This is a genomic window from Pseudoxanthomonas mexicana, assembly GCF_014397415.1.
In the GTDB taxonomy this organism is placed as follows: Bacteria; Pseudomonadota; Gammaproteobacteria; order Xanthomonadales; family Xanthomonadaceae; genus Pseudoxanthomonas_A; species Pseudoxanthomonas_A mexicana.
The window spans coordinates 1,262,518-1,288,482 of the sequence record NZ_CP060731.1 but is presented as its reverse complement, the minus strand read 5'-3'; the positions used below and the strand labels follow the sequence as shown (position 1 = coordinate 1,288,482).

19 protein-coding genes and 1 riboswitch are annotated in these 25,965 nt (G+C 68.8%); of the genes, 10 read left to right on the top strand and 9 right to left on the bottom strand.

Annotation, left to right across the window (positions count from 1 at the left end):
* Positions 1–23 precede the first annotated feature (23 nt).
* The 4 genes from IAE60_RS05785 to thiC form a co-directional block, all read right to left on the bottom strand.
* Complete coding sequence (locus IAE60_RS05785; protein WP_187574684.1) at positions 24–713, bottom strand: ion channel; 690 nt, start codon at positions 711–713, stop codon at positions 24–26.
* A 16-nt stretch (positions 714–729) separates the two neighbouring features.
* Positions 730–897, bottom strand: a complete 168-nt coding sequence (locus IAE60_RS05780) for a hypothetical protein (RefSeq protein ID WP_175502053.1) — start codon at positions 895–897, stop codon at positions 730–732.
* The gene (locus tag IAE60_RS05775; protein ID WP_187574207.1) at positions 894–1,493 is read right to left on the bottom strand and encodes a DUF4136 domain-containing protein; all 600 of its coding nucleotides are present in this window, start codon (positions 1,491–1,493) and stop codon (positions 894–896) included. Before IAE60_RS05775 ends, IAE60_RS05780 begins: the two co-directional genes overlap by 4 nt.
* 100 nt (positions 1,494–1,593) lie before the next feature.
* Positions 1,594–3,480 carry a phosphomethylpyrimidine synthase ThiC gene (gene thiC / locus IAE60_RS05770; RefSeq protein WP_187574206.1) on the bottom strand — a complete coding sequence of 629 codons (1,887 nt, stop codon included), beginning with the start codon at positions 3,478–3,480 and terminating at the stop codon, positions 1,594–1,596.
* A 128-nt stretch (positions 3,481–3,608) separates the two neighbouring features.
* Positions 3,609–3,709, bottom strand: a riboswitch (TPP riboswitch).
* Positions 3,710–3,818: 109 nt separating this feature from the next.
* Between thiC and IAE60_RS05765 the strand changes: the two genes are divergently transcribed.
* On the top strand, positions 3,819–5,762 hold the full coding sequence (locus tag IAE60_RS05765) for a S9 family peptidase (protein WP_338052628.1): 1,944 nt from the start codon (positions 3,819–3,821) through the stop codon (positions 5,760–5,762).
* Between the two features lie 24 nt (positions 5,763–5,786).
* Here the strand turns inward: IAE60_RS05765 and IAE60_RS05760 are convergent, their stop codons facing one another.
* On the bottom strand, positions 5,787–6,638 hold the full coding sequence (locus IAE60_RS05760) for a phosphate/phosphite/phosphonate ABC transporter substrate-binding protein (RefSeq protein ID WP_187574204.1): 852 nt from the start codon (positions 6,636–6,638) through the stop codon (positions 5,787–5,789).
* A 7-nt stretch (positions 6,639–6,645) separates the two neighbouring features.
* Complete coding sequence (gene ilvD, locus IAE60_RS05755; RefSeq protein ID WP_187574203.1) at positions 6,646–8,487, bottom strand: dihydroxy-acid dehydratase; 1,842 nt, start codon at positions 8,485–8,487, stop codon at positions 6,646–6,648.
* A gap of 366 nt (positions 8,488–8,853) precedes the next feature.
* On the opposite strand from ilvD, the gene ilvC reads away from it, so the two are divergent.
* The 8 genes from ilvC to leuB all read left to right on the top strand — a co-directional run bounded on the left by ilvC (position 8,854) and on the right by leuB (position 17,820).
* Positions 8,854–9,861 (top strand): ketol-acid reductoisomerase, encoded by a 1,008-nt coding sequence (gene ilvC, locus IAE60_RS05750; RefSeq protein WP_187574202.1) that lies wholly within the window; start codon positions 8,854–8,856, stop codon positions 9,859–9,861.
* On the top strand, positions 9,858–11,606 hold the full coding sequence (gene ilvG / locus IAE60_RS05745) for an acetolactate synthase 2 catalytic subunit (RefSeq protein WP_187574201.1): 1,749 nt from the start codon (positions 9,858–9,860) through the stop codon (positions 11,604–11,606). The genes ilvC and ilvG overlap by 4 nt, the downstream gene beginning before the upstream one ends.
* Positions 11,590–11,862, top strand: coding sequence for an ACT domain-containing protein (locus tag IAE60_RS05740; RefSeq protein WP_187574200.1), 273 nt, complete (start codon positions 11,590–11,592; stop codon positions 11,860–11,862). The genes ilvG and IAE60_RS05740 overlap by 17 nt, the downstream gene beginning before the upstream one ends.
* Positions 11,863–11,934: 72 nt before the next feature.
* On the top strand, positions 11,935–13,068 hold the full coding sequence (locus IAE60_RS05735) for a threonine dehydratase (RefSeq protein ID WP_187574199.1): 1,134 nt from the start codon (positions 11,935–11,937) through the stop codon (positions 13,066–13,068).
* Entirely contained in the window at positions 13,065–14,618 is a 1,554-nt protein-coding gene (locus tag IAE60_RS05730; RefSeq protein ID WP_187574198.1) for a 2-isopropylmalate synthase, read from the top strand. The genes IAE60_RS05735 and IAE60_RS05730 overlap by 4 nt, the downstream gene beginning before the upstream one ends.
* 121 nt (positions 14,619–14,739) lie before the next feature.
* On the top strand, positions 14,740–16,161 hold the full coding sequence (gene leuC, locus IAE60_RS05725; protein ID WP_187574197.1) for a 3-isopropylmalate dehydratase large subunit: 1,422 nt from the start codon (positions 14,740–14,742) through the stop codon (positions 16,159–16,161).
* A complete protein-coding gene (gene leuD / locus IAE60_RS05720) occupies positions 16,161–16,742 on the top strand; it encodes a 3-isopropylmalate dehydratase small subunit (RefSeq protein WP_185895069.1) in 582 nt (193 codons plus the stop codon). The genes leuC and leuD overlap by 1 nt, the downstream gene beginning before the upstream one ends.
* On the top strand, positions 16,732–17,820 hold the full coding sequence (gene leuB, locus IAE60_RS05715) for a 3-isopropylmalate dehydrogenase (RefSeq protein ID WP_187574196.1): 1,089 nt from the start codon (positions 16,732–16,734) through the stop codon (positions 17,818–17,820). The genes leuD and leuB overlap by 11 nt, the downstream gene beginning before the upstream one ends.
* Positions 17,821–17,842: 22 nt before the next feature.
* Here the strand turns inward: leuB and IAE60_RS05710 are convergent, their stop codons facing one another.
* The 3 genes from IAE60_RS05710 to IAE60_RS05700 form a co-directional block, all read right to left on the bottom strand.
* Positions 17,843–20,809, bottom strand: coding sequence for a ligand-binding sensor domain-containing diguanylate cyclase (locus IAE60_RS05710; RefSeq protein WP_187574195.1), 2,967 nt, complete (start codon positions 20,807–20,809; stop codon positions 17,843–17,845).
* Between the two features lie 84 nt (positions 20,810–20,893).
* Positions 20,894–24,070 (bottom strand): efflux RND transporter permease subunit, encoded by a 3,177-nt coding sequence (locus tag IAE60_RS05705; protein WP_187574194.1) that lies wholly within the window; start codon positions 24,068–24,070, stop codon positions 20,894–20,896.
* Between the two features lie 4 nt (positions 24,071–24,074).
* Positions 24,075–25,214, bottom strand: coding sequence for an efflux RND transporter periplasmic adaptor subunit (locus IAE60_RS05700; protein ID WP_187574193.1), 1,140 nt, complete (start codon positions 25,212–25,214; stop codon positions 24,075–24,077).
* A 79-nt stretch (positions 25,215–25,293) separates the two neighbouring features.
* Here IAE60_RS05700 and IAE60_RS05695 point away from each other — a divergent pair, with 79 nt between their 5' ends.
* A complete protein-coding gene (locus IAE60_RS05695; protein ID WP_185895064.1) occupies positions 25,294–25,965 on the top strand; it encodes a TetR/AcrR family transcriptional regulator in 672 nt (223 codons plus the stop codon).

Here is a 25,965-nt window from a genome sequence, read left to right as displayed (position 1 = left end):
CCGGGAATGATACCGGCACCGGCTCAGTCGCGAGGCGGCGCCGGCTTGACCCTGAGGATGGTCAGCCCGATCAGCCGCGACACCACCACGGCGATGTACATGACCCCTGCGAACTGCTCCAGCATCACCAGCGCGCGCGCCTGCGGCAGGATCGGCACCACGTCGCTCAGGCCCACGCCGGACAACAGGCTGAAGCTCAGGAACAGCAGCTCCATCCAGCTGCGTGCGGAGGTTGGGTCAACCGCGGCGGTGAAACTGCCCGGATACCACTGCTGGCACACCGAGAAGGCGAACGCGAACGCCCACGCCAGCAGCGTGAATGTGGCGCCCGCGGCGTACAGTTCGTCGCTGGTGACGGCATGGTCCTGCAGCATGTAGGCGATCAGGCTGCCGGCCGTGTAGAAGTACAGCGCGCTTTCCAGCAAATGGGCGTAGATGCCCAGGGAAGGCTGATCGAACAGCGCCGCCGACAGCGACAGCAGCACGGAAGGCACCGCCAGCGACCACGCGATCCAGTTGACCGCCGCGCTTCGGTTGACTACCCACAGCGCCAGCGACAGCACCAGGATGCCGAACGCGCCGAACAGCGCGCGGCCGGCCTGGGTATCCTCCATCACCGGGTACAGCAGGATGCCCGCCAACTGCACGATGAGCAGGAAGGCGGAGGGATGGCGGCGCAGCGTCACCAGCCAGCGCAGCCAGGCGATCGGCATCGTCATGCGGCGCGCATCACTTGAAGTGGTAGACCAGTGCGTAATACACCACGTAGACCCATGACAGCACGCCGTGGATCACCGCCCACAGCAGCGACTTGTTGGCGCTCCAGGAGATGGTGATCGCAAGGGCGGTACCGAACCCGATGCCCGCCTTGGCGATGCCGCTGCCGCTGCCCTTCACGGCGCCACCGCCGGCGTACCGGCACCCGCGCGATACGGGTAGCGCATGAAGATGTCCGCGATGGCGGCATCGATCTTCGCGCCCCGCTCCTCGGGCTTGGTTCGTCCGACGCGGCCCACGGCAACCCCGGTCCAGACCAGGCGGTTCTGCTTGGCATCCACCAGATCCACGTTGAGGGTGCCTTCGGTGTACTTGTACACGTCGGTGCGGTCGCGCCAGTACGGCACGGCGACGTAACGCCGCGCGCGGTAGCTGTAGTAGTAGTCGTAGTCCACTTCCGGGGTGCTGTAGACGTCGGTCTTTTCCTGCATGTAGGCGTTCAGATTGACCCACAGGTCCGGGGACTTCTCGTCGTACACGTAGCCGCGCGCCTCCATCTGCCGACGCGCCGCGTCCTTGGTACGCCCGCTGGTGAGGGTGGCGTAGCCCTGGCTCTCGATCGCCAGCGGCGAGTAGAACGCGAACGTGCGGTACCGGGCGAAGTCAGCGGACGGATCGACATCACTGGTGATGCGCGGACCAGTGGCGCAGGCCGCAAGCACCAGCACGGCGGCGGCGGCCAAGAGATGGCGGACGGAACGGACGATCGCGGACATGGCAAGTCTCCGGAAGTGGGGCGCAGGCCGGCCCGGAAGGCGGCCCATGCCCGTGGATACGTGGATCCGGGCCGATCCGTTGCATCGCCCGTCCCTTCGTTCAGCCCTGACGATACACCTGCGCCCCCTGGGCCAGGAACTCGGCCGACTTCTCGGCCATGCCGGTCTCCAGCGCCCGCGCCTCGTCCACCCCGTGCTCGGCCGCGTAGTCGCGCACGTCCTGGGTGATCTTCATGCTGCAGAAGTGCGGCCCGCACATGCTGCAGAAATGCGCCAGCTTGTGCGCCTCCTTGGGCAGGGTCTCGTCGTGGAATTCCTTGGCCTTCTCCGGATCCAGGCCCAGGTGGAACTGGTCCTCCCAGCGGAACTCGAACCTTGCCTTGCTGAGCGCGTTGTCGCGCACCTGCGCACCGGGATGGCCCTTGGCCAGGTCGGCCGCGTGGGCGGCGATCTTGTACGCCATGATGCCGTCGCGCACGTCCTGGCGGTTGGGCAGGCCCAGGTGTTCCTTCGGCGTGACGTAGCAGAGCATCGCGGTGCCGTACCAGCCGATCATCGCCGCGCCGATCGCGCTGGTGATGTGGTCGTAGCCCGGCGCGATGTCGGTGGTCAGCGGCCCCAGCGTGTAGAACGGCGCCTCGCCGCACTCGCGCAGCTGCTTGTCCATGTTCTCCTTGATCAGCTGCATCGGCACGTGGCCGGGCCCTTCGATCATGCACTGCACATCGTGCTTCCACGCGATCTTGGTCAGCTCGCCCAACGCCTCCAGCTCACCGAACTGTGCGGCGTCGTTGGCGTCGGCGATGCAGCCCGGACGCAGGCCGTCGCCGAGGCTGAAGGCCACGTCGTAGGCCTTCATGATCTCGCAGATGTCCTCGAAGTGCGTGTAGAGGAAGTTCTCCTTGTGGTGCGCCAGACACCATTTGGCCATGATCGAGCCACCGCGACTGACGATGCCGGTCACCCGCTTGGCCGTCAGTGGCACGTGGCGCAGCAGCACGCCGGCATGGATGGTGAAGTAGTCCACGCCCTGCTCGGCCTGTTCGATCAGCGTGTCGCGGAAGATCTCCCACGTCAGCGCCTCGGCGCGGCCATCGACCTTCTCCAGCGCCTGGTAGATCGGCACCGTGCCGATCGGCACCGGCGAGTTGCGGATGATCCATTCGCGGGTCTCGTGGATGTGCTTGCCGGTGGACAGGTCCATCACCGTGTCGCCGCCCCAGCGGATCGCCCACACCAGCTTCTCCACTTCCTCGGCGATGCCGGAGGAAACGGCGCTGTTGCCGATGTTGGCATTGATCTTGGTCAGGAAATTGCGGCCGATGATCATCGGCTCGCTTTCCGGGTGGTTGATGTTGTTCGGCAGGATGGCGCGACCGCGCGCGATCTCGTCGCGGACGAACTCCGGGGTGATGAACGTCTGGATGCTGGCGCCGAAGGCTTCGCCCGGGTGCTGCTTCAGCAGCATCGCATCGCGCACCGCGTCCAGCCGCTGGTTCTCGCGGATGGCGACGTACTCCATCTCCGGCGTGACGATGCCGCGCCTGGCGTAATGCATCTGGCTGACGTTGGCGCCCGCCTTGGCACGGCGCGGCAGCACGCGGTTGGGGAAGCGCACGGCATCCAGCTTCGGATCGTGCTCACGCGCGCGGCCGAAGGTCGAGCTGAGTCCTTCCAACGGCTCCGTATCGCCGCGCTCCTCGATCCACTTCGCACGCAACGCCGGCAGGCCCGCGGCCAGGTCGATGCGCGCTCCCGGATCGGTGTAGGGACCGGACGTGTCGTACACCGTGACGGGCGGGTTCTCCTCGCCGCCGAAAATGGTCGGCGTCTGCGTCAGCGCTATCTCGCGCATCGGCACCTGGATGTCCGCCCGCGAGCCCTCGACGAAGATCTTCCGCGAACCCGGAATCGGGCGCGTCACGGATTCGGAGAGCTGCCCGGTCTGTTGCAGCAGATCGGCGGCGGGCTTGGGAATGGCATTCATCGGCATCGTCCTTTCTGAATCCCCGCACAGGGATGTGCGGGCTCTTGCGAGGGATTCGCATCACGGGGACGAAGCGGCGGCGCGGCAGCGGACGGATGGCGGGCCCACGAAGGACGACACGGCAACACAGCGCAGCCTGCGAAGCTTCCCTACGCCGGTCTCAACCGGATCAGGTTCGAAGGGTCTGTCTCAATCACCGGCCTGGCCGGCGATACCCCCGCTTCAGGGCGAATTAGACCACAACCTTACGGGCGGGTGCCGCCCATCTGACACGTCCAGGCGCCGACCGGGATATTCTTGGCGCCGGGGCCACGGGACGGGACAGGGACAAGGGGATGATGGAACTCAGGACGTGGGCCTTCGCAGCGGCCCTGCTGACGGCATATGTCGCACCTGCAGACGCCGAGGCCCCCGTGCCGGTCGAAGCGTTCGCCGCCGCCAACAGGCTCCATTCGCCGCGGCTCTCTCCGGACGGCGCCCATCTCGCGATCACCGCCGACCTGGGCGACGGCCATCATGCGCTGGCGGTGCACCGTACCGACGACATGCAGCGCACCGCCCTGCTGCGGCTGCCGCGCTACGAACTTCCCACCCAGGTCGCATGGGTCAGCGACACCCGGCTGGTGCTGGCAAAAGGACGACAGGTGGGATCGCGGGAGGCGCCCCTCCCGACGGGCGACATCATCGCCACGGACGCCGACGGCAAGAACCAGAAGTACCTGTTCGGCTACCAGCAATCGCTGCGGACCGCCGGCATCGAAGCCGGCTTCGGCTACATCGAGGGCCTGCCCGCGACGCCCAACGGGCGCTTCTACATGCGCAGGCTGTCGCGCGACACGCAACGGTCCCAGCTGTACGACGTGGACGCCGGCAACGCCACCGGAAGGCTGGTCGCCGACATCGACGTCAAGGATCTCCGTTTCACGCTGGACCGGCAGGGTGCGCCCCGGTTCGCTACGGGCGTCGACGACAACGACCGGCAGGTCCTGTTCATCGCCGATGCGCAGGGCCGCCACTGGACACCCGTCGCCGCCGATGCCGCGGGCACCGTATGGACGCCCTACGCATTCAGCGTCGATGGCACGCAGGTATACGCACTGCAGTCGGTGAACGGCGGGCCTTCGAGACTGGTGGCGTCTTCGCCGGACGGCCGCGATCACCGGGTGCTGGCCCAGCACCCGATGCGCAGCGTCTCCGACATCGAATGGGGCGCGGGGCTCCTTCAGCCCTTCGCCGCCGTGATCGCCGATGGAAAACCGCGCGCGATCTACTTCGACCCCCAGTCGCCGGATGCGCAACTGCACGATGCACTGTCCAACAGCTTCCCCGACCACTATGTCGCCTATGTGGACCACAGTCGCGACGGCAACCGGTCGCTGCTGTACGCCTTCAGCGATCGCGACCCGGGGAGCTGGTACCTGTTCGATCGTGCGCAGGGCAAGGCCTCACTGCTGCTTTCGAGTCGCGAAGGCCTGGATGCCGCCCGGATGGGCGAGCGCCGCGCGATCCGCTTCCGCGCGAGCGACGGCATGGAGCTGGAAGGTTTCATGACCCTGCCGGCGGGGGTCGCCACGCCTGCCGGCCTGCCGACGGTGATCGTGCCGCACGGCGGTCCTCATGCGGTCCGCGACGATTGGGCATTCGACCAGGACGCCCAGTTCCTCGCCAGCCGTGGCTACCTGGTGCTGCAGGTGAACTACCGCGGCTCGGGCGGCCGTGGCCGTGCGTTCGAAGAAGCCGGGTACCTGAAGTGGGGTACGCGGGTACAGGACGACCTGCTCGACGGACTGCGCTGGACCATCGCCCAGGGATACGCCGATGGACGCCGGGTCTGCGCCTATGGCGCCAGTTTCGGCGCCTATTCGGCCATGATGCTCGCGGCGCGGGCACCCGACCTGATCAAGTGCACGGCCGGCCTGGCTGGCGTGTACGACCTGAAGATGCTGTACGCCAAGGGCGATATCCGCACCACGCAGGCGGGCAGCAACTATCTTGCCCGCGCCATCGGCCGCGACGAAGCCGCCTTGACGTCGGCTTCGCCGACCACGCTGGCCACGCGGATCACGGCGCCCGTGCTGCTGGTACACGGCGAACTGGACGAGCGCGCACCCGTCGCCCAGGCCAAGGCCATGCAGGCGGCGCTGGAACGTGCCGGCCACCCGCCGGAGTGGATGGCGGTGCCGGGCGAAGGTCACGGATTTCATGCCGATGCGAACAACATCGCGTTCTATCGGAAGCTCGAGGCGTTCCTGGCACGGCACATCGGTGCGGCCGCGCGCTGACACGCGGCCGCCCGCGATCCTCGCCTAGGGTTCCACCTGCATTGTCGAGGCATCCAGGAGGGCGCGCTCCGGCACCGTGAAGCGTTGCGCATCGCCGAACTCCGGCCAGCCCGCCCGCAGCGCCGCCATCACGGCCGGAGCCTCGTCGTGCGCTTCGAGCAGCCAGGTGGTGAACTGCTGGCAGGGTACGTCGGCGGCAGGACGGCACAGGAGCGGCCCGGGCGGGATCGGTTGCGAGCGCCACACTTCCACCACGCCGGTCGGTCGCGAGGCGTCGTAGACATCGGCCGCCAGCGCGGCCACGTCGGCGCGACCGCTCGCCACGGCCTCCAGGGCCGCCGCATGCGAACCGGCGTAAGCGAGATGGGCGAAAGCGGTCGTCGGTTCCAGGCCCCGGCGGCGCAGTTCACGCACCGGCACGAAGCCGCCCGAGGCCGAATCGCGACCGACCAGGACCAGACGCAATGTCCGCGCCTGCCGTTCCAGTTCACCCGGCGCTTCCAGCCCCTGTCGGCCGACCAGTACGGCGCGGTAACAGTCCGCCTGCAGTGCCGGTACCTGCGGCACGGGCAGGGTCGTCAGGGGTTCGCTGGCGCGGCGCGCCTGCAGGTAGCCGTGCAGGTTGGGTACGGCGACGTCCACTTCGCCACGACGCAACGCGTCGACCAGCGCGGTGGGCGAGTCGAACAGGCGGACCTGCACCGGATGCCGGGCACGCAGGCCGAGATAGTCCGCCAGCGGCTGGATGGCGGCGACGCGGTCGCGCTGCGGATACGCGTAGGTGGCGATCACCCAGGCGCGTGGCGGCGCCTGTCGGGCATGCACCGGAACGACGTACAGCAGCGACAGGAAGACAGCGAGGAAGGTGCGGGTCATCCCGCTATCAGACACCATCCAGCAGCTGCCTGTCGCGTACCGCGCCCTTGTCGGCACTGGTCGCGAGCAGGGCGTAGGCCTTCAACGCGGTGCTGACCCTGCGCGCACGCGGCTGCGCCGGCTTCCAGCCCTTCGCGTCCTGCTCGGCGCGACGCGCCGCCAGTTCGTCGTCGGCGACCAGCAGCGAGATGGCACGTTGCGGAATATCGATGCGGATGCGGTCGCCGTCGCGCACCAGGCCGATGGTGCCGCCCGCGGCCGCTTCCGGCGATGCGTGGCCGATCGACAGGCCGGAGGTGCCGCCGGAGAAGCGCCCGTCGGTCAGCAGCGCACACTGCTTCCCCAGTCCTTTCGATTTCAGGTAGCTGGTCGGGTACAGCATCTCCTGCATGCCGGGCCCGCCCTTGGGACCCTCGTAGCGGATCACCACCACGTCGCCCGCCCTCACCTCGTCACCGAGGATGCCGGCCACCGCCGCGTCCTGGCTTTCGAACACGCGCGCCGTACCTTCGAACACATGGATCGACTCGTCCACGCCGGCCGTCTTCACCACACAGCCGTCGACGGCGAGGTTGCCGTACAGCACGGCCAGCCCGCCTTCCTGCGAGTACGCATGCTCGACGCTGCGGATGCAGCCTTCGGCACGATCGGTATCCAGCGATGGCCAGCGCGTAGCCTGGCTGAAGGCGACCTGCGTGGGGATGCCGGCCGGACCCGCCTTGTAGAAGGTCGCGACCGCGTCGTCGTGGTTGGTCGCGACATCCCATTTCGCGATCGCCTCGCCCAGCGTCTTCGCGTGCACAGTGGGGACATCGGTGTGCAGCAGGCCGCCGCGCGCCAGTTCGCCGAGGATGGCCATGATGCCGCCAGCGCGGTGCACGTCCTCGATGTGGTACTTCTGCGTGTTGGGCGCCACCTTGCACAGCTGGGGCACGCGCCGCGACAGGCGGTCGATGTCGCGCATGTCGAACGCCACCTCCGCCTCCTGCGCCGCAGCCAGCAGGTGCAGGATGGTGTTGGTGGAGCCGCCCATCGCGATGTCCAGCGTCATCGCGTTCTCGAACGCCTCGAACGTGGCGATGCCGCGCGGCAATGCGGTCGCGTCCTCGCCGCCGTACCACCGATGGCACAACTCGACGGCCGCGACGCCGGCACGCTTGAACAGCTGCTCGCGATCAGCATGCGTGGCCACCACCGTGCCGTTGCCCGGCAGCGACAGGCCTAGCGCCTCGGTCAGGCAGTTCATCGAGTTGGCGGTGAACATGCCGCTGCACGACCCGCAGGTCGGACAGGCGCTGCGCTCGACCGCGGCGACCTCTTCGTCGGACACGTTCGGATCGGCCGCCATCACCATCGCGTCGACGAGGTCGAGCTTGTGGTCGGCCAGGCGCGTCTTGCCGGCTTCCATCGGTCCGCCCGACACGAATACGGTAGGGATGTTCAGCCGCAGCGCGGCCATCAGCATGCCGGGTGTGATCTTGTCGCAGTTGGAAATGCACACCAGCGCGTCAGCGCAGTGCGCGTTGACCATGTACTCGACGGAATCGGCGATGACCTCCCGCGACGGCAGCGAATACAGCATGCCGTCGTGGCCCATCGCGATGCCGTCGTCCACGGCGATGGTGTCGAATTCCTTGGCGACGCCGCCGACCCGCTCGATCTCGCGCGCCACCAGCTGGCCGAGGTCCTTGAGGTGCACATGGCCCGGGACGAACTGGGTGAAGGAGTTGGCCACCGCCACGATGGGCTTGTGGAAGTCGGCGTCCTTCATGCCGGTGGCGCGCCACAGCGCGCGGGCGCCGGCCATGTTGCGACCGTGGGTGGAGGTTCTGGAGCGGTACTCGGGCATGAAAACCAGCAGTGCAGCGATGACGTGGGAAGCCTTGATTCTGCTGCGTTTCCACGGTTTCAGTTGCAACCATCTCGACTGAAATCATCCGATCGTCGCATTCGGCGCGAAAGCGCTTGACACGGTTTGGAACGGCGTGTTTCTCTTGCCGCATGTTGCAGCGCCACACGCCCACGACGACCGGCCTCGCCGCAGCCTCTGCGGCGTCCCTCCTCGTACTCGTCCTTATTACCTCGCCCACAAGTGCGGGACGGACCGGCGTGTAAGCAGCAGAAACGCCAGATTCGCAAAACCCCGCACTGAGAAGTGCGGGGTTTTTTGTTTAAGCCCCTTCGATTTCCCCTCAACCCTCAGGAAAACCGCGCCATGACCACCGCCAACGCTCTCCCGCACCCCAAGATCACCGTCGTCGGCTACGGCAGCCAGGGCCGCGCGCATGCGCTGAACCTGCGCGATTCCGGCTTCGACGTCACGGTGGGCCTGCGTCCGGGCGGTCCGACCGAAGCGAAGGCGCAGGCCGATGGCTTCGCGGTGAAGGCGGTCGCCGACGCGGTGAGGGACGCCGACCTGGTCGCCGTGCTGACGCCGGACATGGTGCAGAAGAAGCTCTACAACGAGGTGCTGGCGCCGAACATGAAACAGGGCGCCGTGCTGCTGTTCGCGCACGGCCTGAACGTGCACTTCGGCATGATCGAGCCGCGCGCCGACCTGGACGTGGTGCTGGTGGCGCCGAAGGGCCCGGGCGCGCTGGTGCGCCGCGAATACGAGATCGGCCGCGGCGTGCCGTGCATCTACGCCGTCTACCAGGACAAGAGCGGCCAGGCGGAGCAGTTCGCGCTGGCCTACGCGGGCGGCCTGGGCGGCGCGCGCGCCAACATCATCAAGACCACCTTCAAGGAAGAGACCGAGACCGACCTGTTCGGCGAACAGGCCGTGCTGTGCGGCGGCGCGTCCTCGCTGGTGCAGGCCGGCTTCGAGACGCTGGTGGAAGCCGGCTACCAGCCCGAAATCGCGTACTACGAAGTCCTGCACGAACTGAAGCTGATCGTCGACCTGTTCTACGAAGGCGGCATCACCCGCATGCTGGAGTTCATCTCCGAGACCGCGCAGTACGGCGACTTCGTCAGCGGCCCGCGCGTCATCGACGCGTCGGTGAAGGCGCGCATGAAGGACGTGCTGACCGACATCCAGAACGGCACCTTCACCCGCAACTGGCAGGCCGAGTACGACGCCGGCCTGCCGAACTACAAGAAGTTCCAGCAGGCCGACAAGGACCATCCGATCGAGAAGGTCGGCAAGGAGCTGCGCGCGAAGATGGTGTGGCTGCAGGCCAACGCCGCGCAACCCGATACAGACGAGCAGGCCGCCGCATGAACGCCGCCGCGGCCACTGCCCCACGCAATGGCGCCCGCTGGCTGGCCCACGCCCTGGAAGCCGAGGGCGTGGACACGCTGTTCGGCTACCCGGGCGGCACCATCATGCCGTTCTACGACGCGCTGGTGGATTCCAACCTGAAGCACATCCTGGTGCGCCACGAGCAGGGCGCGGCGTTGGCGGCGAATGGCTATGCGCGCGCCAGCGGCAAGGTCGGCGTGTGCGTGGCCACCTCCGGTCCCGGCGCGTCGAACCTGGTGACCGGCATCGCCGACGCGATGCTGGACTCGGTGCCGATGGTCTGCCTGACCGGCCAGGTCGCCACCACGCTGATGGGCACCGATGCGTTCCAGGAACTGGACGTGTTCGGCCTGACCCTGCCGATCGTGAAGCACAGCTTCGTCGCCCGGCGCGTGGAAGACCTGCCGACCATGGTGCGCGAAGCCTTCCGCATCGCGCGCGAAGGCCGCCCCGGTCCCGTGCTGATCGATCTGCCCAAGGACGTGCAGATGTCGGATGCCTCGCACCTGCCCGACCACGTGCCGGCGAGCCTCGATCCGGTACCCGCCCCGGAAGATGCGAAGCTGGCCGAGGCACTGGCCGCCATCGCCGGTGCCGAGAAGCCGGTGATCTACGGCGGCGGCGGCATCGGCATCGCCGATGCGGTCGACGCCTTCCGCCAGTTCGTCGACGCGACGAAGATCCCCACCGTGCTGACCCTGCGCGGCCTGGGCGCCCTGCCCGCCGGCCACCCGCACTACCTGGGCATGCTGGGCATGCACGGCACGCGCGCGGCCAACATGGCGGTGCAGGAATGTGACCTGCTGATCGTGGTGGGCGCGCGCTTCGACGACCGCGCCACCGGCAAGCTGGCCGAGTTCGCCCCGTTTGCCCGCGTCCTGCACGTGGACGCCGACGCTTACGAGATCGGCAAGCTGCGCACGGCCGACATCGCCGTCCCCGGCGATGTCGCCACCAGCCTGAAGGCACTGACGGCGGCACGCAGCACCTGCGACGAGTGGCGCAAGCGCTGCGTGGGCAACCGCGAGCGCTTCGGCTTCCGCTACGACGCGCCCGGCAACGACATCTACGCGCCCGGCCTGCTGAAACGGCTGGGCGAAGTGGCGCCAGCGGACGCCATCGTCGCCTGCGACGTGGGCCAGCACCAGATGTGGGTGGCGCAGCACTGCCGGTTCACCCACCCGCGCAACCACCTGACCAGCGGCGCGCTGGGCACGATGGGCTTCGGCCTGCCGGCGGCGATGGGTGCGCAGTTCGCCTGCCCCGACCGCACCGTCGTCCTGGTCAACGGCGATGGCGGCTTCATGATGAACGTGCAGGAGCTGGCGACCATCGCCCGCTGCAAGCTGCCGGTGAAGATCGTGCTGATCGACAACAGCGCGCTGGGCATGGTGCGGCAGTGGCAGGAACTGTTCTTCGCCGAGCGCTACAGCGAGATCGACCTGTCCGACAATCCGGACTTCGCCGCGCTGGCGCGCGTGTTCGGCATACCGGCCCGCCACATCAGCCGGCGCGACGAAGTCGAGGATGGCCTGGCCGACCTGCTGGCCCAGCCGGGCCCTGCGCTGCTGCACGTCACCATCGACATCAAGGCCAACGTCTGGCCGCTGGTGCCGCCGAACCATGCCAACAGCTCGATGCTGGATGCCAGTCCCGCAACACCATCCGCCGAGCCTGCCGTCGCGACCGACGGTCCGGAGAAGAAGAATGCGTTACCGGCTTGAACTCAAGCTCAAACCTGCCGAGGGCGCCCTGCTGCGCGTGCTGGGCATGATCGAGCGTCGAGGCTTTCCGCCCCACGCGGTCCATGCCACCCACGACGGCGACGGCTACTGGGCGCTGGCGCTGGTGATCGACAGCACCCGCGCGCCGGAGACGCTGCGCCAGCAGCTGCTGAAAATCTACGACGTGGAGGAACTGTCCTTCAGCGCCGTCCAGGAGCTGACCCGGGACCGTCGCCACCAGGACCGCGCCGCATGAATGCCACGCCCGCCAACGCGGACGTCGTGGTCCGGAGGCGTCTTCTTCGACATCAGCCGTTCGCGTGCCGCAATGCCTGATGCCGGCCGCGCCCCCGCCAGCAACGAACCGGACGTAGGCGACGTCGTCGTCACCGTGGCCGACGTGCTGGCGGCGCAGGCGCGGTTGCGCCGTTACCTGCCGCCCACGCCGATGCATCACGCCGAACGCTTCGGCGTGATGCTGAAGCTGGAAAACCTGCAGCGCACCGGTTCGTACAAAGTGCGGGGTGCACTGAATGCCTTGCTGGCCGCGCGCGAGCGCGGCGATCGCCGCCCGGTGATCGCGGCCTCGGCGGGCAACCATGCGCAGGGCCTGGCCTGGGCCGCTTACCGGCTGGGCGTGCAGGCCATCACCGTGATGCCGCACGGCGCACCGGCGACCAAGATCGCCGGGGTGGCGCACTGGGGTGCCACCGTGCGCCAGCATGGCGACAGCTACGACGAAGCCTTCGCCTTCGCGAAGGAGCTGGCCGAGCAGAATGGCTACCGCTTCCTGTCCGCCTTCGACGATCCGGACGTGATCGCCGGCCAGGGCACCGTGGGCATCGAGATCGCGCCCTACACGCCCGATGTCGTCATCGTGCCCATCGGCGGCGGCGGCCTGGCGTCGGGCGTCGCGCTGGCGCTGAAGTCGCAGGGCGTGCGCGTGGTCGGCGCCCAGGTGGAGGGCGTGGATTCGATGATCCGCGCGATGAAGGGCGACGTCACGCCGGTCAACCCGGTCGCTTCGCTGGCCGACGGCGTGCGGGTGAAGGTGCCCGGCTTCATCACCCGCCGCCTGTGCACGCAGCTGCTGGACGACGTGGTGACCGTGCGCGAAGCCGAGCTGCGCGAGACCCTGGTGCGGCTGGCGCTGGAAGAGCACCTGATCGCCGAAGGCGCCGGGGCGCTGGCGCTGGCCGCGGGCCGGCGCGTGGCCGGCAGGCGCAAGTGTGCGGTGGTGTCCGGAGGCAACATCGACGCCACCGTGCTGGCGCAGCTGCTGTCCGACGTGCGCCCGCGTCCGCCGCGCAAGCCACGCCGCCGCAACGCCGAGGGCGAGCCCTCGCTTGCCAAGGGCCGCGCGCCGCGCGCGGCCGTCCTCCCCTCCCCCGCAAAGACCGGTGCGCGCCGATACGAGGCCCCCGCCATGGAAACAGAAGTACACGAGGAACCCATCTGGTGAACACGCCCACCCATCCGTCCCTCCCGCATATCCGCATCTTCGACACCACCCTGCGCGATGGCGAGCAATCCCCCGGCTGCAGCATGACGCCGCAACAGAAGCTGGTCATGGCGCGGGGCCTGGCAGAGCTGGGCGTGGATGCCATCGAAACCGGCTTCCCCGCCAGCTCGCAGTCCGACCGCGAAGCGCACGCGATGATCGCGCGCGAACTGCGCGAGACCACCCTGGTCGTGCTGTCGCGCTGCCTCGCGGCGGACATCGAGACGTCGCTGCGCACCGTGACCGCGGCCGCCAAGCCCCGCCTGCACCTGTTCCTGTCCACCAGCCCGCTGCACCGCGAACACAAGCTGCGCATGAGCCGCGAGCAGGTGCTGGAGTCCATCGACAGGCACGTGCGCCTGGCCCGGGGCCACATCGACGAGATCGAGTTCTCCGCCGAGGACGCCACCCGCACCGAGGAGGATTTCCTGCACCAGGCGATCGCCGCCGCCATCGCGGCCGGCGCGACCACCATCAACCTGCCGGATACGGTGGGCTTCACCACGCCGGAAGAGATCCGCGGCATGTTCGAGCGCGCGATCGCCCGCGTGCCCGGCGCCGACAAAGTGGTATTCAGCGCGCACTGCCACAACGACCTGGGCCTGGCAGTCGCGAACTCGCTGGCCGCCATCGAAGGCGGTGCGCGCCAGGTGGAAGGCTCGATCAACGGCATCGGCGAGCGCGCCGGCAACTGCGCCATCGAGGAGCTGGTGATGGCGCTGAAGGTCCGCAACGCCTTCTACAACCTGGATACGCGCATCGACACGCGCCGGATCGTACCGACGTCGCAGCTGCTGTCGCGCCTGGTCGGCATGCCTGTCCAGCGCAACAAGGCGATCGTCGGCGCCAACGCGTTCGCGCACGAATCCGGCATCCACCAGCACGGCATGCTGCGCCACCGCGGCACCTACGAGATCATGCAGCCTCAGGATGTGGGCTGGCCGTCGTCGCAGATGGTGCTGGGCCGCCACAGCGGCCGCGCGGCGGTCGAACAGCGCCTGCGTGCGCTGGGCTACTGGCTGGAAGAGGACGAGCTGAAGCTGGTGTTCGAGCAGTTCAAGACGCTGTGCGAGAAGCAGCGCGTGATCGGCGACGCCGACCTGCAGGCGCTGATGCAGGATGCACCGGTCAGCGATGGTTACCGGCTGTCGTCGATGACGATCAGCGACGTCGGCAGCCGTGCCAACGCGCTGGTCGAACTGTCGGATCCGGACGGTAACCGCATTTCGGAAACCGCACAGGGCAACGGCCCGGTCGATGCGCTGTTCAGTGCGCTGGCGGCCGCCACCGGCGTGCAGCTGCAGCTGGAGAGCTACCAGGTGCACAGCGTGGGCATCGGTGCGGACGCGCGCGGCGAAGCCAGCCTGTCCGTACGCTGCGACGGTGAAGAGTACGAAGGCACCGGCACCAGCAAGGACATCATCGAAGCCAGCGCGCTGGCGTGGCTGGACGTGGCCAACCGGCTGCTCCGCCAACGCCGCGCCGAGAAGCAGGAAGCGGCCGCCGCGTGAGTGGCAGGCGTGAGTGAAGAGGAGTGAGGCGTGAGTAAAAACACTTCTCTCGCTCACTCCTTACTCCTCACTCCTCCCGACCCACTTCTCCTTTTTCCAACGCATCACCGGAACCCCCCGCATGACCGCACCACGCACCCTGTTCGACAAGCTGTGGGACGCCCACGTCGTGGTCCCCGAGACCGACGCCGCCCCCGCCGTGCTGTACATCGACCTGCACCTGATCCACGAGGTCACCTCGCCGCAGGCCTTCACCGAGCTGAAGGCGCGCGGCCTGTCGCCGCGCCGTCCGGACCGCACCAAGGCGACGATGGACCATTCCACGCCCACGTTGCCCGCCGGCGCCGACGGCAAGCTGCCGTACTACACGAAGGCGGCCGAGACGCAGGTGGACACGCTGGCGCGCAACTGCGCCGACTACGGCATCGAGCTGTTCGACATGGCGTCGCCCAACCGCGGCATCGTCCATGTGATCGCGCCGGAGCAGGGCTTCACCCTGCCGGGCATGACCATCGTCTGCGGCGACAGCCACACCAGCACGCACGGTGCGTTCGGTGCACTGGCCTTCGGCATCGGCACCAGCGAAGTCGGCCATGTGCTGGCCACGCAGTGCCTGCTGCAGCGCCGGCCGAAGACGATGGCCATCACCGTCGATGGCACGCTCGCCGCCGGCGTGGGCGCCAAGGACATCGTGCTGCATGCGATCGGCGTGATCGGCGTCAATGGCGGTACAGGCCATGTCATCGAGTTCCGCGGCAGCGCCATCGAGGCGCTGGACATGGAGCAGCGCATGACCCTGTGCAACATGTCCATCGAAGCCGGCGCGCGCGCCGGCATGGTGGCCCCGGACCAGACCACATTCGACTGGGTGGCGAAGACGCCACGCGGCCCGAAGGGCGAGGCGTTCGACGCGGCCGTCGCCTACTGGAAGACGCTGCGCAGCGACGACGGCGCCGCGTTCGACGCCGAAGTGCGCATCGATGCCGCCGACATCCGCCCCACCCTGACCTGGGGCACGCATCCGGGCACCGCGATCGCGGTGGATGCGCCGATTCCCGCGCCCGCCAATGCCGCCGACCAGAAGGGACTGGATTACATGCGCCTGAGCGCCGGCCAGGCGGTGGCGGGCACGCCGGTGGATGTGGTGTTCGTGGGATCGTGCACCAACGGCCGCCTGCGCGACATGCGCGAAGTGGCGCAGGTGCTGCGTGGCCGCAGGGTCGCCGCGGGCGTGCGCATGCTGGTGGTGCCGGGTTCGGAGATCGTCAAGCGCGAAGCCGAGGCCGAAGGCATCGACCGCATCGTGCGCGAGGCCGGCGCCGAATGGCGCGAACCCGGCTGTTCGATGTGCATCGCCATGAACGGCGACCTGGTCGCGCCCGGCCAACTGGCCGTGAGCACCAGCAACCGCAATTTCGAAGGCCGCCAGGGGCCCGGTGCCCGCACCCTGCTGGCATCGCCGCTGACGGCGGCGTGGGCCGCGGTGAACGGTCGCGTCAGCGATCCGCGCGAGCTGTTCGACGCGCAGAAGGAGGTGGCGTGATGGCCGGGTTCCGCGAACTGCGCTCCAAGAGCGTGGTGTTGGCGCAGACCAACATCGACACCGACCAGATCATCCCCGCGCGCTTCCTGTCCACGACTGAGCGCGCGGGCCTGGGACGCAACGCCTTCAACGACTGGCGCTGGCAGGCCGATGGTTCGCCGAACCCGGCGTTCCCCTTCAACCAGCCCGAGAACCAGGGCCGCAGCATCCTGCTGGCCGGCCGCAACTTCGGCTGCGGCTCCTCGCGCGAGCATGCCCCCTGGGCGCTGACCGATCTGGGCCTGCGCGCCATCGTCAGCAGCGAGATCGCCGACATCTTCCGCAACAACAGCCTGAAGAACGGCCTGCTGCCCATCGTGCTGCCCGAGGAGATCGTGCAGTCGCTGATGGAGCGGCCGGACGACGAGCTGACCATCGATGTCGCCGCGCGCGAACTGCGCGCACCCGACGGCTCCGTCTTCGGCTTCCCGCTGGACGCCTTCGCGCAGACCTGCCTGCTGGAGGGCGTGGACGAACTGGGCTACCTGCTGGCCCGCCACACCGACATCGAAACCTACGAGGCCACCCACCATGCACGCTGACATCGCCGTACTGCCCGGGGACGGCATCGGTCCCGAAGTCACCGCCGCCGCCGTCACTGTCCTGCGCACCCTGGCGCGCCGCCACGGGCACAGCTTCGACTTCCACGAATACGACATCGGCGGCATCGCCATCGACCGCCACGGCGAACCGCTGCCGCAGGCGACGCTGCAGGGCTGCCAGCAGGCACACGCCGTGCTGCTGGGCGCGGTCGGCGGACCGAAATGGTCGGATCCGAACGCGACCGTGCGCCCCGAGCAGGGCCTGCTGGCACTGCGCAAGGGCCTGGGCCTGTTCGCCAACCTGCGCCCGGTGCGTCCGCACCCGGCCGCGCTGAACGCCTCGCCCATCAAGCCGCACCTGCTGACCGGCGTGGACATCGTGGTGGTACGCGAGCTGACGGGCGGCATCTATTTCGGCGAGAAGACCCGCGATGCGCGCGGCGCCAGCGACCTGTGCAGTTATTCGGTCACCGAGATCGAGCGCGTGGTGCGCAGCGCGTTCAGGCTGGCCCGCCAGCGCCGCAGCTACCTGGTATCGGTGGACAAGGCGAACGTGCTGGAAACCTCGCGCCTGTGGCGCGATGTCGCCTCCAGGATCGGACGCGAAGAGTTCCCCGACGTGAAGCTGGAGCACCAGTTGGTCGATTCGATGGCCATGCACCTGCTGGCCAAGCCGCGCGAGTACGACGTGATCGTCACCGAGAACATGTTCGGCGACATCCTGACCGACGAGGCCTCGATGCTGGCCGGTTCGCTGGGCCTGCTGCCGTCCGCTTCGCTGGGCGATGGCAAGGTCGGGCTGTACGAACCCATCCACGGCTCCGCGCCGGACATCGCCGGCAAGGGCGTCGCCAACCCCTACGCCACCATCCTCAGCTGCGCGCTGCTGCTACGCCACTCGCTGGGCCTGCACGAAGAAGCCGACTGCATCGAACGCGCGGTGGATGCCGCCCTGAATGCGCAGGTGTTCACCAACGACCTGGCGACCGGCGGTCGCGGCGTGTCCACGCAGGTCGCGGCGCAGGCGGTGATCGAACAGATGCAGGCGCACTGCTACGTGGCCGAATTGCGCGACTGATCGCCCGCCGCAGGGGGCCCGCTCAGTTCGACACCAGCCGGTTGCGTCCCTGCTGCTTGGCGCGGTATAGGCGCTCGTCGGCCTCGCGCAGCAGGTCGCGCAGCGCCTGGCCCGGCTGCAGGTCCGCCATGCCGATGCTGACGGTGCAGTGCAGCTGGCTGCCATCGGGCGCGTCGATGGCCGTCTGTGCGATGCCCTCGCGCAGCACTTCCAGTCGCGCACGCGCCACCGTCCATGGCAGTTGCTGGCAGACCAGGAATTCCTCGCCGCCGTAGCGCGCGATCAGCACCCCGTCGTGGCCACCGGCCAGCCGTTCGGCCACGGCCGCCACCTGCGACAGGACCTCGTCGCCGAAGGCATGGCCGTAGCGGTCGTTGACCGACTTGAAATGGTCGATGTCCAGCAGCGCCACGCACAGCGGACGGCCTTCGCGGAGGCTGGCCTCACGCGCTTCGGCCAGGAACGCATCGCCGGCACGGCGATTCGCCAGGCGGGTGAGCGGATCGTGGCGCGCCTGGTAGGCCAGCTGTTCCAGCAGGCGCGCGTGCGCCTCGCTGGCCTGCTCCAGTTGCGCGTTCTTCTCGCTGAGCTCGGACGTGCGGGTGTCCACCAGCGCTTCCAGCCGTCGCTGGCGCTGGCGCTGGCGGCGCATCAGCAGCGTCAATACGCCCCATCCCGCCAGTCCGAGCAACAACAGATAGGCAGCCATCGCCCAGGCGCGCATCCACCACGGTGCGGCCTTGTCGAAGGCCACCGTCTGCGTTGCCACGCCCTCCTTGCGCGCCCAGTCCGCGGGTGCGTTCATCGCCTGCACCTCGAAGCGCAGCTGGCCCGAGGGCAGGTTGGTGTACACCGCGTCGTGGGCGATGCCGTTGTCGGTCTCGATCCAGTCGTGGTCGAAGCCGACCATGCGATAGCGGTAGCGCAGGCGCTCGGGGGCGCGCTGGTTGAGGCCGGTGAACCGGATGACCACGCGCCGCGTGTCGGCCGGCAGTGCGTGGTACGACTGCAGGGGCAGCACGCGGCCATCGGCCTCGACGGCCTCGACCACCAGCGTGATCCCCTTGGCGCGCTGGCGGCGGGCGTCGTCCGGATCGATCACGCCCACGCCGTTGGCGGTGGCGAACCACAGCTTGCCGTCGCGCATGCGCCAGCCGGCCGGCGCGCTGGCCCCGTTGGCCTGGCTGCTGGGCAGGCCGTCGGCGTGGGTGAAAGCCTCCACCGGCAGCCGCGCCAGGTGGCCATTCTCCACCGCGGTCAGCGCCGGTCGCGAGATGCGGAACACGCCACGGTTGCTGGACGCCCAGAAGTCGCCGTTCTCGTCTTCCAGCAGCCGGAACAGGCGGTTGTTCGGCAGACCCTGGCGGTGGTCGAACTGCACGAAGCGGCCATCGCGCCAGTGCAGCAGGCCGCGGTCGGTGGCGATCCACAGGCTGCCGTCCGGATCGGACAGGAAATCGAACGCCGCCACCGCCGGGAATCCCGTCTTCGGCTTCCACGTCCGCACGGTCCCGTCCCGGCGTATCACCGCCATGCCATTGCTGGTGCCGATCCACAGTTCGCCGATGCCGCTTTCGTGGAGCACGTACACGTTGCCTTCCGGCAATGCCTCGCCCGCGGCGTAGTGGCGTGCGATGCGGCCATCCCGATAGACGGTGACGCCTTCGTTGCTGCCGATCCACAGGGAACCGTCCGCACGTTCAAGCAAAGCCCGCACATGGTTGGAGGGCAGGCCGCGCGCCTCGTCGATGCGCCAGGGAACGCCCTGCACCGTGCCGGACGCCGCCGGCAGGTGGATCACGCCCTGGTCGTACGTCCCCACCCACAACCCGCCGTCGCGCGCATTGGCCAGCGACAGCACCGAGGGGTCGGCCTTGCCATCGAACGCCAGCGATACCGCCCTGGCCGTTCCACCATCCCAGACATCGACCCCCATCGGATGGCCGATCCAGACACCCTGCCCGGGCCGTTCGATGATGCTGCGCACGTAGATGTCGCGCAGGCCGCTGCTGCGGCCCAGCCCGAACACGGGACCGTCCGACAGCCGGAACAGGCCGTTGGTGGTGCCCACCCACAGCAGGCCGTCGCGGTCCTCGAACAGCGCCGGCGCCAGGCGCCCCATCAGGCCGTTACGTTCGCCCAGCGTCTCGTAGCGCCCCTGGACGTACCGGCGCAGGCCGTCGAGCGTGGAGATCCACAGGTTGCCATTGCGGTCTTCCAGCATGGCCTCGGCGCGTTCGGCGGTGATCTGCCGGGCGCGCCCATGCTCCAGCCGCCATACGCCGGCGCTGCCACCCACCAGCACACCGCCCCAGCGCGAGGCCTGGATCGCCAGCACGGCCGTGTCGGGCAGGCCCTGCGCGCGTCCCCAGTCCTGCACGCGACCGCCGGCGACCCGGAACAGGCCATGCCGGTTGCCCACCAGGGCCTGCCCGTCCGGCAGCGGGAGGATGGCCTGCACGCGTTCGTTCGCCAGCCCCGCATGCATGCCGCCGACGTCGCGCAGCCGGCCATCGCGCTGCAGGCTGAAGAGCGAGTGGTCCGTGCCGATCCACAACGTGCCATCCGGCCCGAACCTCAGCACGGACACGTCCGGCAACGCACCCGCCTCTCCGGGCAGGCGTTCCCAGCGACCTTCATGGACACGCACCAGTCCCGGCCCGATGCGACCCAGGCTCAGCACCATGCCGCCGCGCGGGTCGGGCACGATGGCGCGCACGCCCTCCACTTCCAGCCCCTGCACGGTGCCGGCGTCGTAAGGCGTGAAACGGCGACCATCGAAACGCGCGGCGCCTTCCCAGGTCCCCGCCCACAGGTAGCCCTCGGCGTCCTGGCTGATCGTATGCACCAGGTTGTGCGGCAGACCGCCTTCCATCGTCCAGTGCGCGAGCGTGTACTCGTCCACCCTTCGCCCAGGATCGAGCGCCCACGCGGGCATCGCGGCGAGCAGCGCCAGCAGGCAAAGGCCGGGGATCGACAGGCGGCGCACGGGGGAGCGGAGTCCGGAGGGCTTCAACCCTCCCAGTATCGGCTGCGGCGGGGGCCTTCTTGAATCCCCCGCCGCGTATCGGGGCTAGCCGCGGGCGCCCGTGTCCGGCTCGGGCTTGACCTTGAACCACGCCGCATACAGCGCCGGCAGGAAGAACAGGGTCAACACCGTGGCCACCGTCAGGCCGCCCATGATGGCGACGGCCATGGGCCCGAAGAATGCGCTGCGCGACAGCGGAATCATCGCCAGCACCGCCGCGAGTGCCGTCAGCACGATGGGACGGAACCGGCGTACGGTCGCATCGATGATGGCGTGCCAGCGATCGTGGCCGGCCTGGATGTCCTGGTCGATCTGGTCCACCAGGATCACCGAATTGCGCATGATCATGCCGGCCAGCGCAATGGTGCCCAGCATGGCGACGAAGCCGAACGGCACCCGGAACACCAGCAGCGCCAGCGTCACCCCGATCAGGCCCAGCGGCGCGGTCAGCAGCACCAGCGCCATCCGCGAGAAGCTGCGCAGTTGCAGCATCAGCAGCGTGGTCACGGCCAGCAGGAACAGCGGCATGCCGGCGGCGATCGACTTCTGACCGCGCGCCGAATCCTCCACGGTGCCGCCCGTCTCCAGCAGATATCCCTGCGGCAGCGCGGAGCGGATGTCCTCCAGCGTGGGCAGGATCTGCGCCACCACCGTCGGCGCGGTCACGTCGTCGCTGTTGAGGTCGGCGCGTACCGTCACCGTCGGCAGGCGGTCGCGATGCCAGATGATGCCGTCCTCGAAGGCGTACTCCAGGTCCGCGATCTGCGACAGCGGCACGCTGCCGCCGTTGCTGGTGGGTACCGCCAGGCTGCCCAGCAGGTCCAGTCGCGTGCGTTCCTCTTCCGGTCCGCGCAGCAGGATCTCGACCAGTTCGTTGCCTTCGCGGTAGGTGCTGACGCTCAGGCCGGACAGCGAGCCGGACAGGAAGTGCGACACCTGCGCCGTGCTGACGCCGAGCGCGCGCGCGCGATCCTGGTCGATCTGCAGGCGCACGATCTTGCTGGGCTCGCTCCAGTCCAGGTTGATGTTGGCGACGTGCGGATTGGCGCGCACCTTCTCCGCCATCTGGCGCGCGATCGCCTGGACGCGATCGGTGTGCTCGCCGGACACGCGGAACTGCAGCGGATAGCCGACCGGCGGCCCGTTCTCCAGCCGGGTCACGCGGAACTGCAGTTCGGGGAACTGCGGCGCGACCTCCTCGATCAGCCAGCGGCGGGTGGCCTCGCGCGCCCGGGTATCGTCGGTCAGCACCACGAACTGCGAGAAGTGCGCCTGCGGCAGCTGCTGGTCCAGCGGCAGGTAGAACCGCGGCGAGCCGGTGCCGATGTAGGCCACGTAGTTCTGGATGCCTTCGCGCGTGGCCAGCAGCTTCTCCAGCTTGCGCGCCTGCGCATCGGTGGACTTCAGCGAACTGCCTTCGGCCAGTTCCAGGTCCACCATCAGCTCGGGGCGCACCGAGTCCGGGAAGAACTGCTGCGGCACGAAGCGGAACAGCGCGATCGAAGCGATGAAGGCCGCCGCGGTCACGCCGATAACCAGCCAGCGACGCCGCAGGCAGAACGCCAGCCAGCGACGGAAGCGGTTGTAGAACGGCGTGTGGTAGGGATTGTGGTCGTGCGCGTCGTGCGCCTTCGGCGCGAGCATGCCGGCGTACTGCGGCCAACGATCCGCCAGCCGGGCGCGGACAGCGTGCCAGCGCGCGGCGAGCGATCCCGCTTTCGGCGGTTGCGGGTTGCCCAGGTCGGGCAGCATCTTGTCGCCCAGGTACGGAATGAACAGCACCGCGGCGATCCACGACACCACCAGCGCGATGGTCACCACCTGGAACAGCGAACGCGTGTACTCGCCGGTGCTGGAGGCGGCCGTCGCGATAGGCAGGAACCCCGCCGCCGTCACCAGCGTGCCGGTGAGCATCGGGAACGCCGTTGATTCGTAGGCGAAACTGGCCGCCTTCAGCCGGTCGAAGCCCTGCTCCATCTTGATGGCCATCATCTCCACCGCGATGATCGCGTCGTCGACCAGCAGGCCCAGCGCCAGCACCAGCGCACCCAGCGATATCTTGTGCAGGCCGATGCCGAAGTAGTGCATCACCGCGAACGTCATCGCCAGCACCAGCGGGATCGACACCGCCACCACCAGCCCCGTGCGTAGGCCCAGCGAAAAGAAGCTGACCAGCAGCACGATGACCACGGCTTCGGCCAGCACGCGCACGAACTCGCCCACCGACGCCTCCACTGCCGCCGGCTGGTCGGACACCTTGCGCAGCTCCATGCCGAGCGGCAGCGTCTTCTGCAGCCGGTGGAACTCAGCCTCCAGCGTCGACCCCAGCTTGAGGATGTCGCCGCCGTCCTTCATCGCCACCGCGATGCCGATGCCGGGCTGGCCCATGAAGCGCATGCGCGGCGCGGCCGGATCGGCGAAGCCGCGCTTGATCTGGGCGATGTCGCCCAGCTTGACCGTACGCCCGCCGGCACGGATCGGGAACTCGCGGATCTCGTCCACCGAGGTGAACTCGCCGCTCACCCGCAGCTGCACGCGGTCGCTGGCGGTCTCGAAGAAGCCGGCCGGCGTCACCGCGTTCTGCTCCTCCAGCGCCTGCTGCACGGCATTCAGCGGAATGCCGAGCGTGGCCAGCTTGGTGTTGGACAGCTCGATCCAGACCTTCTCGTCCTGCAGGCCGACCAGTTCCACCTTGCCGACATCGTCCACCCGCTGCAGTTCCAGCTGGATGCGGTCGGCGTAGTCCTTCATCACCGCGTAGTCGAAGCCTTCGCCGGTCAGCGCGTAGATGTTGCCGAACGTGTCGCCGAACTCGTCGTTGAAGAACGGACCGACCACGCCGGCCGGCAGGGTCGCCCGGATGTCGCCGACCTTCTTGCGCACCTGGTACCAGAGCTGCGGCATGTCGCGCGAGCGCAGGCTGTCGCGCGCGGCGAAGATCACCTGCGACTCGCCCGGCCGCGAGTACGAGCGGATGTATTCGTAGTTGCCGGTGGTCATCACCGCCTTCTCGATCCGCTCGGTGACCTGCTGCGCGACCTCGTCGGCCGTCGCGCCCGGCCACACCGTGCGCACCACCATCGCCTTGAAGGTGAAGGGCGGATCCTCGGACTGGCCCAGATGCCGGTACGACCACGCGCCGATGATGCCCAGCAGGATCATCGCGAACAGCACCAGGCTGCGGTTGGTCAGCGCCCACTCGGAGAGGTTGAATCGGCGCATGCCGTTACTCCGCCCGCGAGGCGATGTTGGCCGCGCCACCGCCGGCCGCGGGCTTCAGTGGCCGGTTGTTGCGGTCCACCGGCGAAACGACCTGGCCCTCGCGCAGCAGGTGGCCGCCGGCGGCGACCACCCAGTCGCTGGCCTTCAGGCCACCGAGTACGGGCACCGAGGATTCGCCATAGCGGCCCAGCTGCACGGACTGGGCGCGCACCTTGCCGGTGGCCGGATCGACGATCCAGACGGAGGTCTTGCCGTCCTCGCCGCGCTGCACGGCGGACAATGGCAGCTTGAGGGCCGCCTTGGTTCCGCTTTCCTGCACGTAGACGCGCGCGCTCTGGCCCAGTTCGACCTGTTGCTGCGCCTCGCCGACCAGGCTGACGCGCGCGGCATAGGTGCGCGTCTGTGCGTCGGCCGCCGGCGCGATTTCCCGGATCGTGCCGGGCAAGCGCTGCCCCGGCGCGTTCCACAGCTCGATCATCACCGGCTGGCCCACGCTGAATTCGCGGATGCGGTTTTCCGGCAGGCCGATGGCCACTTCGCGGCCGCCATCGGCGGCCAGGGTGAAGATGGTCTGGCCGGCGGCGACCACCTGCCCCGCTTCGGCCTGGCGACTGGCGATCACGCCATCGCGCGGCGCGCGCAGCTGCGAATAGCCTTCCTGGTTGCGCATGACGTCCATCTGCGCGCGCGCGGCGCGTGCCTGGCCTTCGGCCGCCTTGTAGGCGGCGACCTGCGCGTCGTAGGCGGACCGGCTGATCAGTTGGTCGCCGACCAGCTTGGCGTAGCGGTCGCGGTCGCCGCGCGCGCGGGCCAGGTCGGCTTCGGCCGCGGCCAGCTGGGCCTGCGCGGCCTGCGCCTGCAGCGCGAAGTCGCCCGGGTCGAGCAGCGCCAGTACCTCGCCCTTCTGCACGCGGGCACCGGCGTCCACGTTGCGGCGGATCAGGTTGCCGCCCACGCGGAACGACAGCGGGCTCTCCTCGCGGGCGCGCACCTCGCCCGCGTACGCCGACAACGCGGCGTCCGCGCCACCGCCGGGCTGGACCACCAGGGCCGGCCGCGGCGATTCGGCAGGCTTGTCCGCACTGCAGGCGGCCAGGCCGGCCATCAGGACGACGAACACTCCGTTCCAGCGCGTCTGGCGCATGACAGCTCCCGTTGCGGCATCAATTAATGGACTTGACGGTATAGTATAAATATCGAACCGGGTAGTCTAGTATTACGCCATGGCCAGTCCGCCTCCTTCACCATCCCGTCGCAAGTCCCCCGCCAAGCCCGCCGCCAGCGGCCCGGGCCGACCCAAGGACCTGGGCAAGCGTGCCGCCATCCTGGAGGCCGCCAAGCAACTGTTCGCCCGCGAGGGCTTCAACGGCGTCAGCATGGACCAGATCGCCGCCGAGGCGGGGGTGTCCAAGCTGACGGTCTACAGCCACTTCGGCGACAAGGACGCGCTGTTCGCGGCGGCGGTGCAGGCCAAGTGCGCGGAAATGCTGCCCGATGCCCTGTTCGAGATCGAACTGACCGGCAGCGTGCGCGACCAGCTCAAGGCGATCGGCGAGGCCTTCTTCGCACTGATCACCAGCGAGGAAGCCATCAGCACGCACCGCATGATGATGGTGCCGGGCAACATCGACGACAGGCTGAAGCAGACCTTCTGGGAAGCCGGCCCGCAGCGCACCCACGATGCGTTCGCGGCGCTGCTGCAGGCCCTGGTGGCCAAGGGCGAACTGGACGTGCCCGACGTGGCCATCGCCTCGGTGCAGTTCTTCACCCTGATCAAGGGCGAAGTGCATGCGCGCATGACCTGCGGCCTGTGCAGCCAGCCCGGCCCGCTCGACCGGCGCCGCCACATCGACGCCACGGTGGACATGTTCCTGAGGGCGTATGGCCGCCGCTGA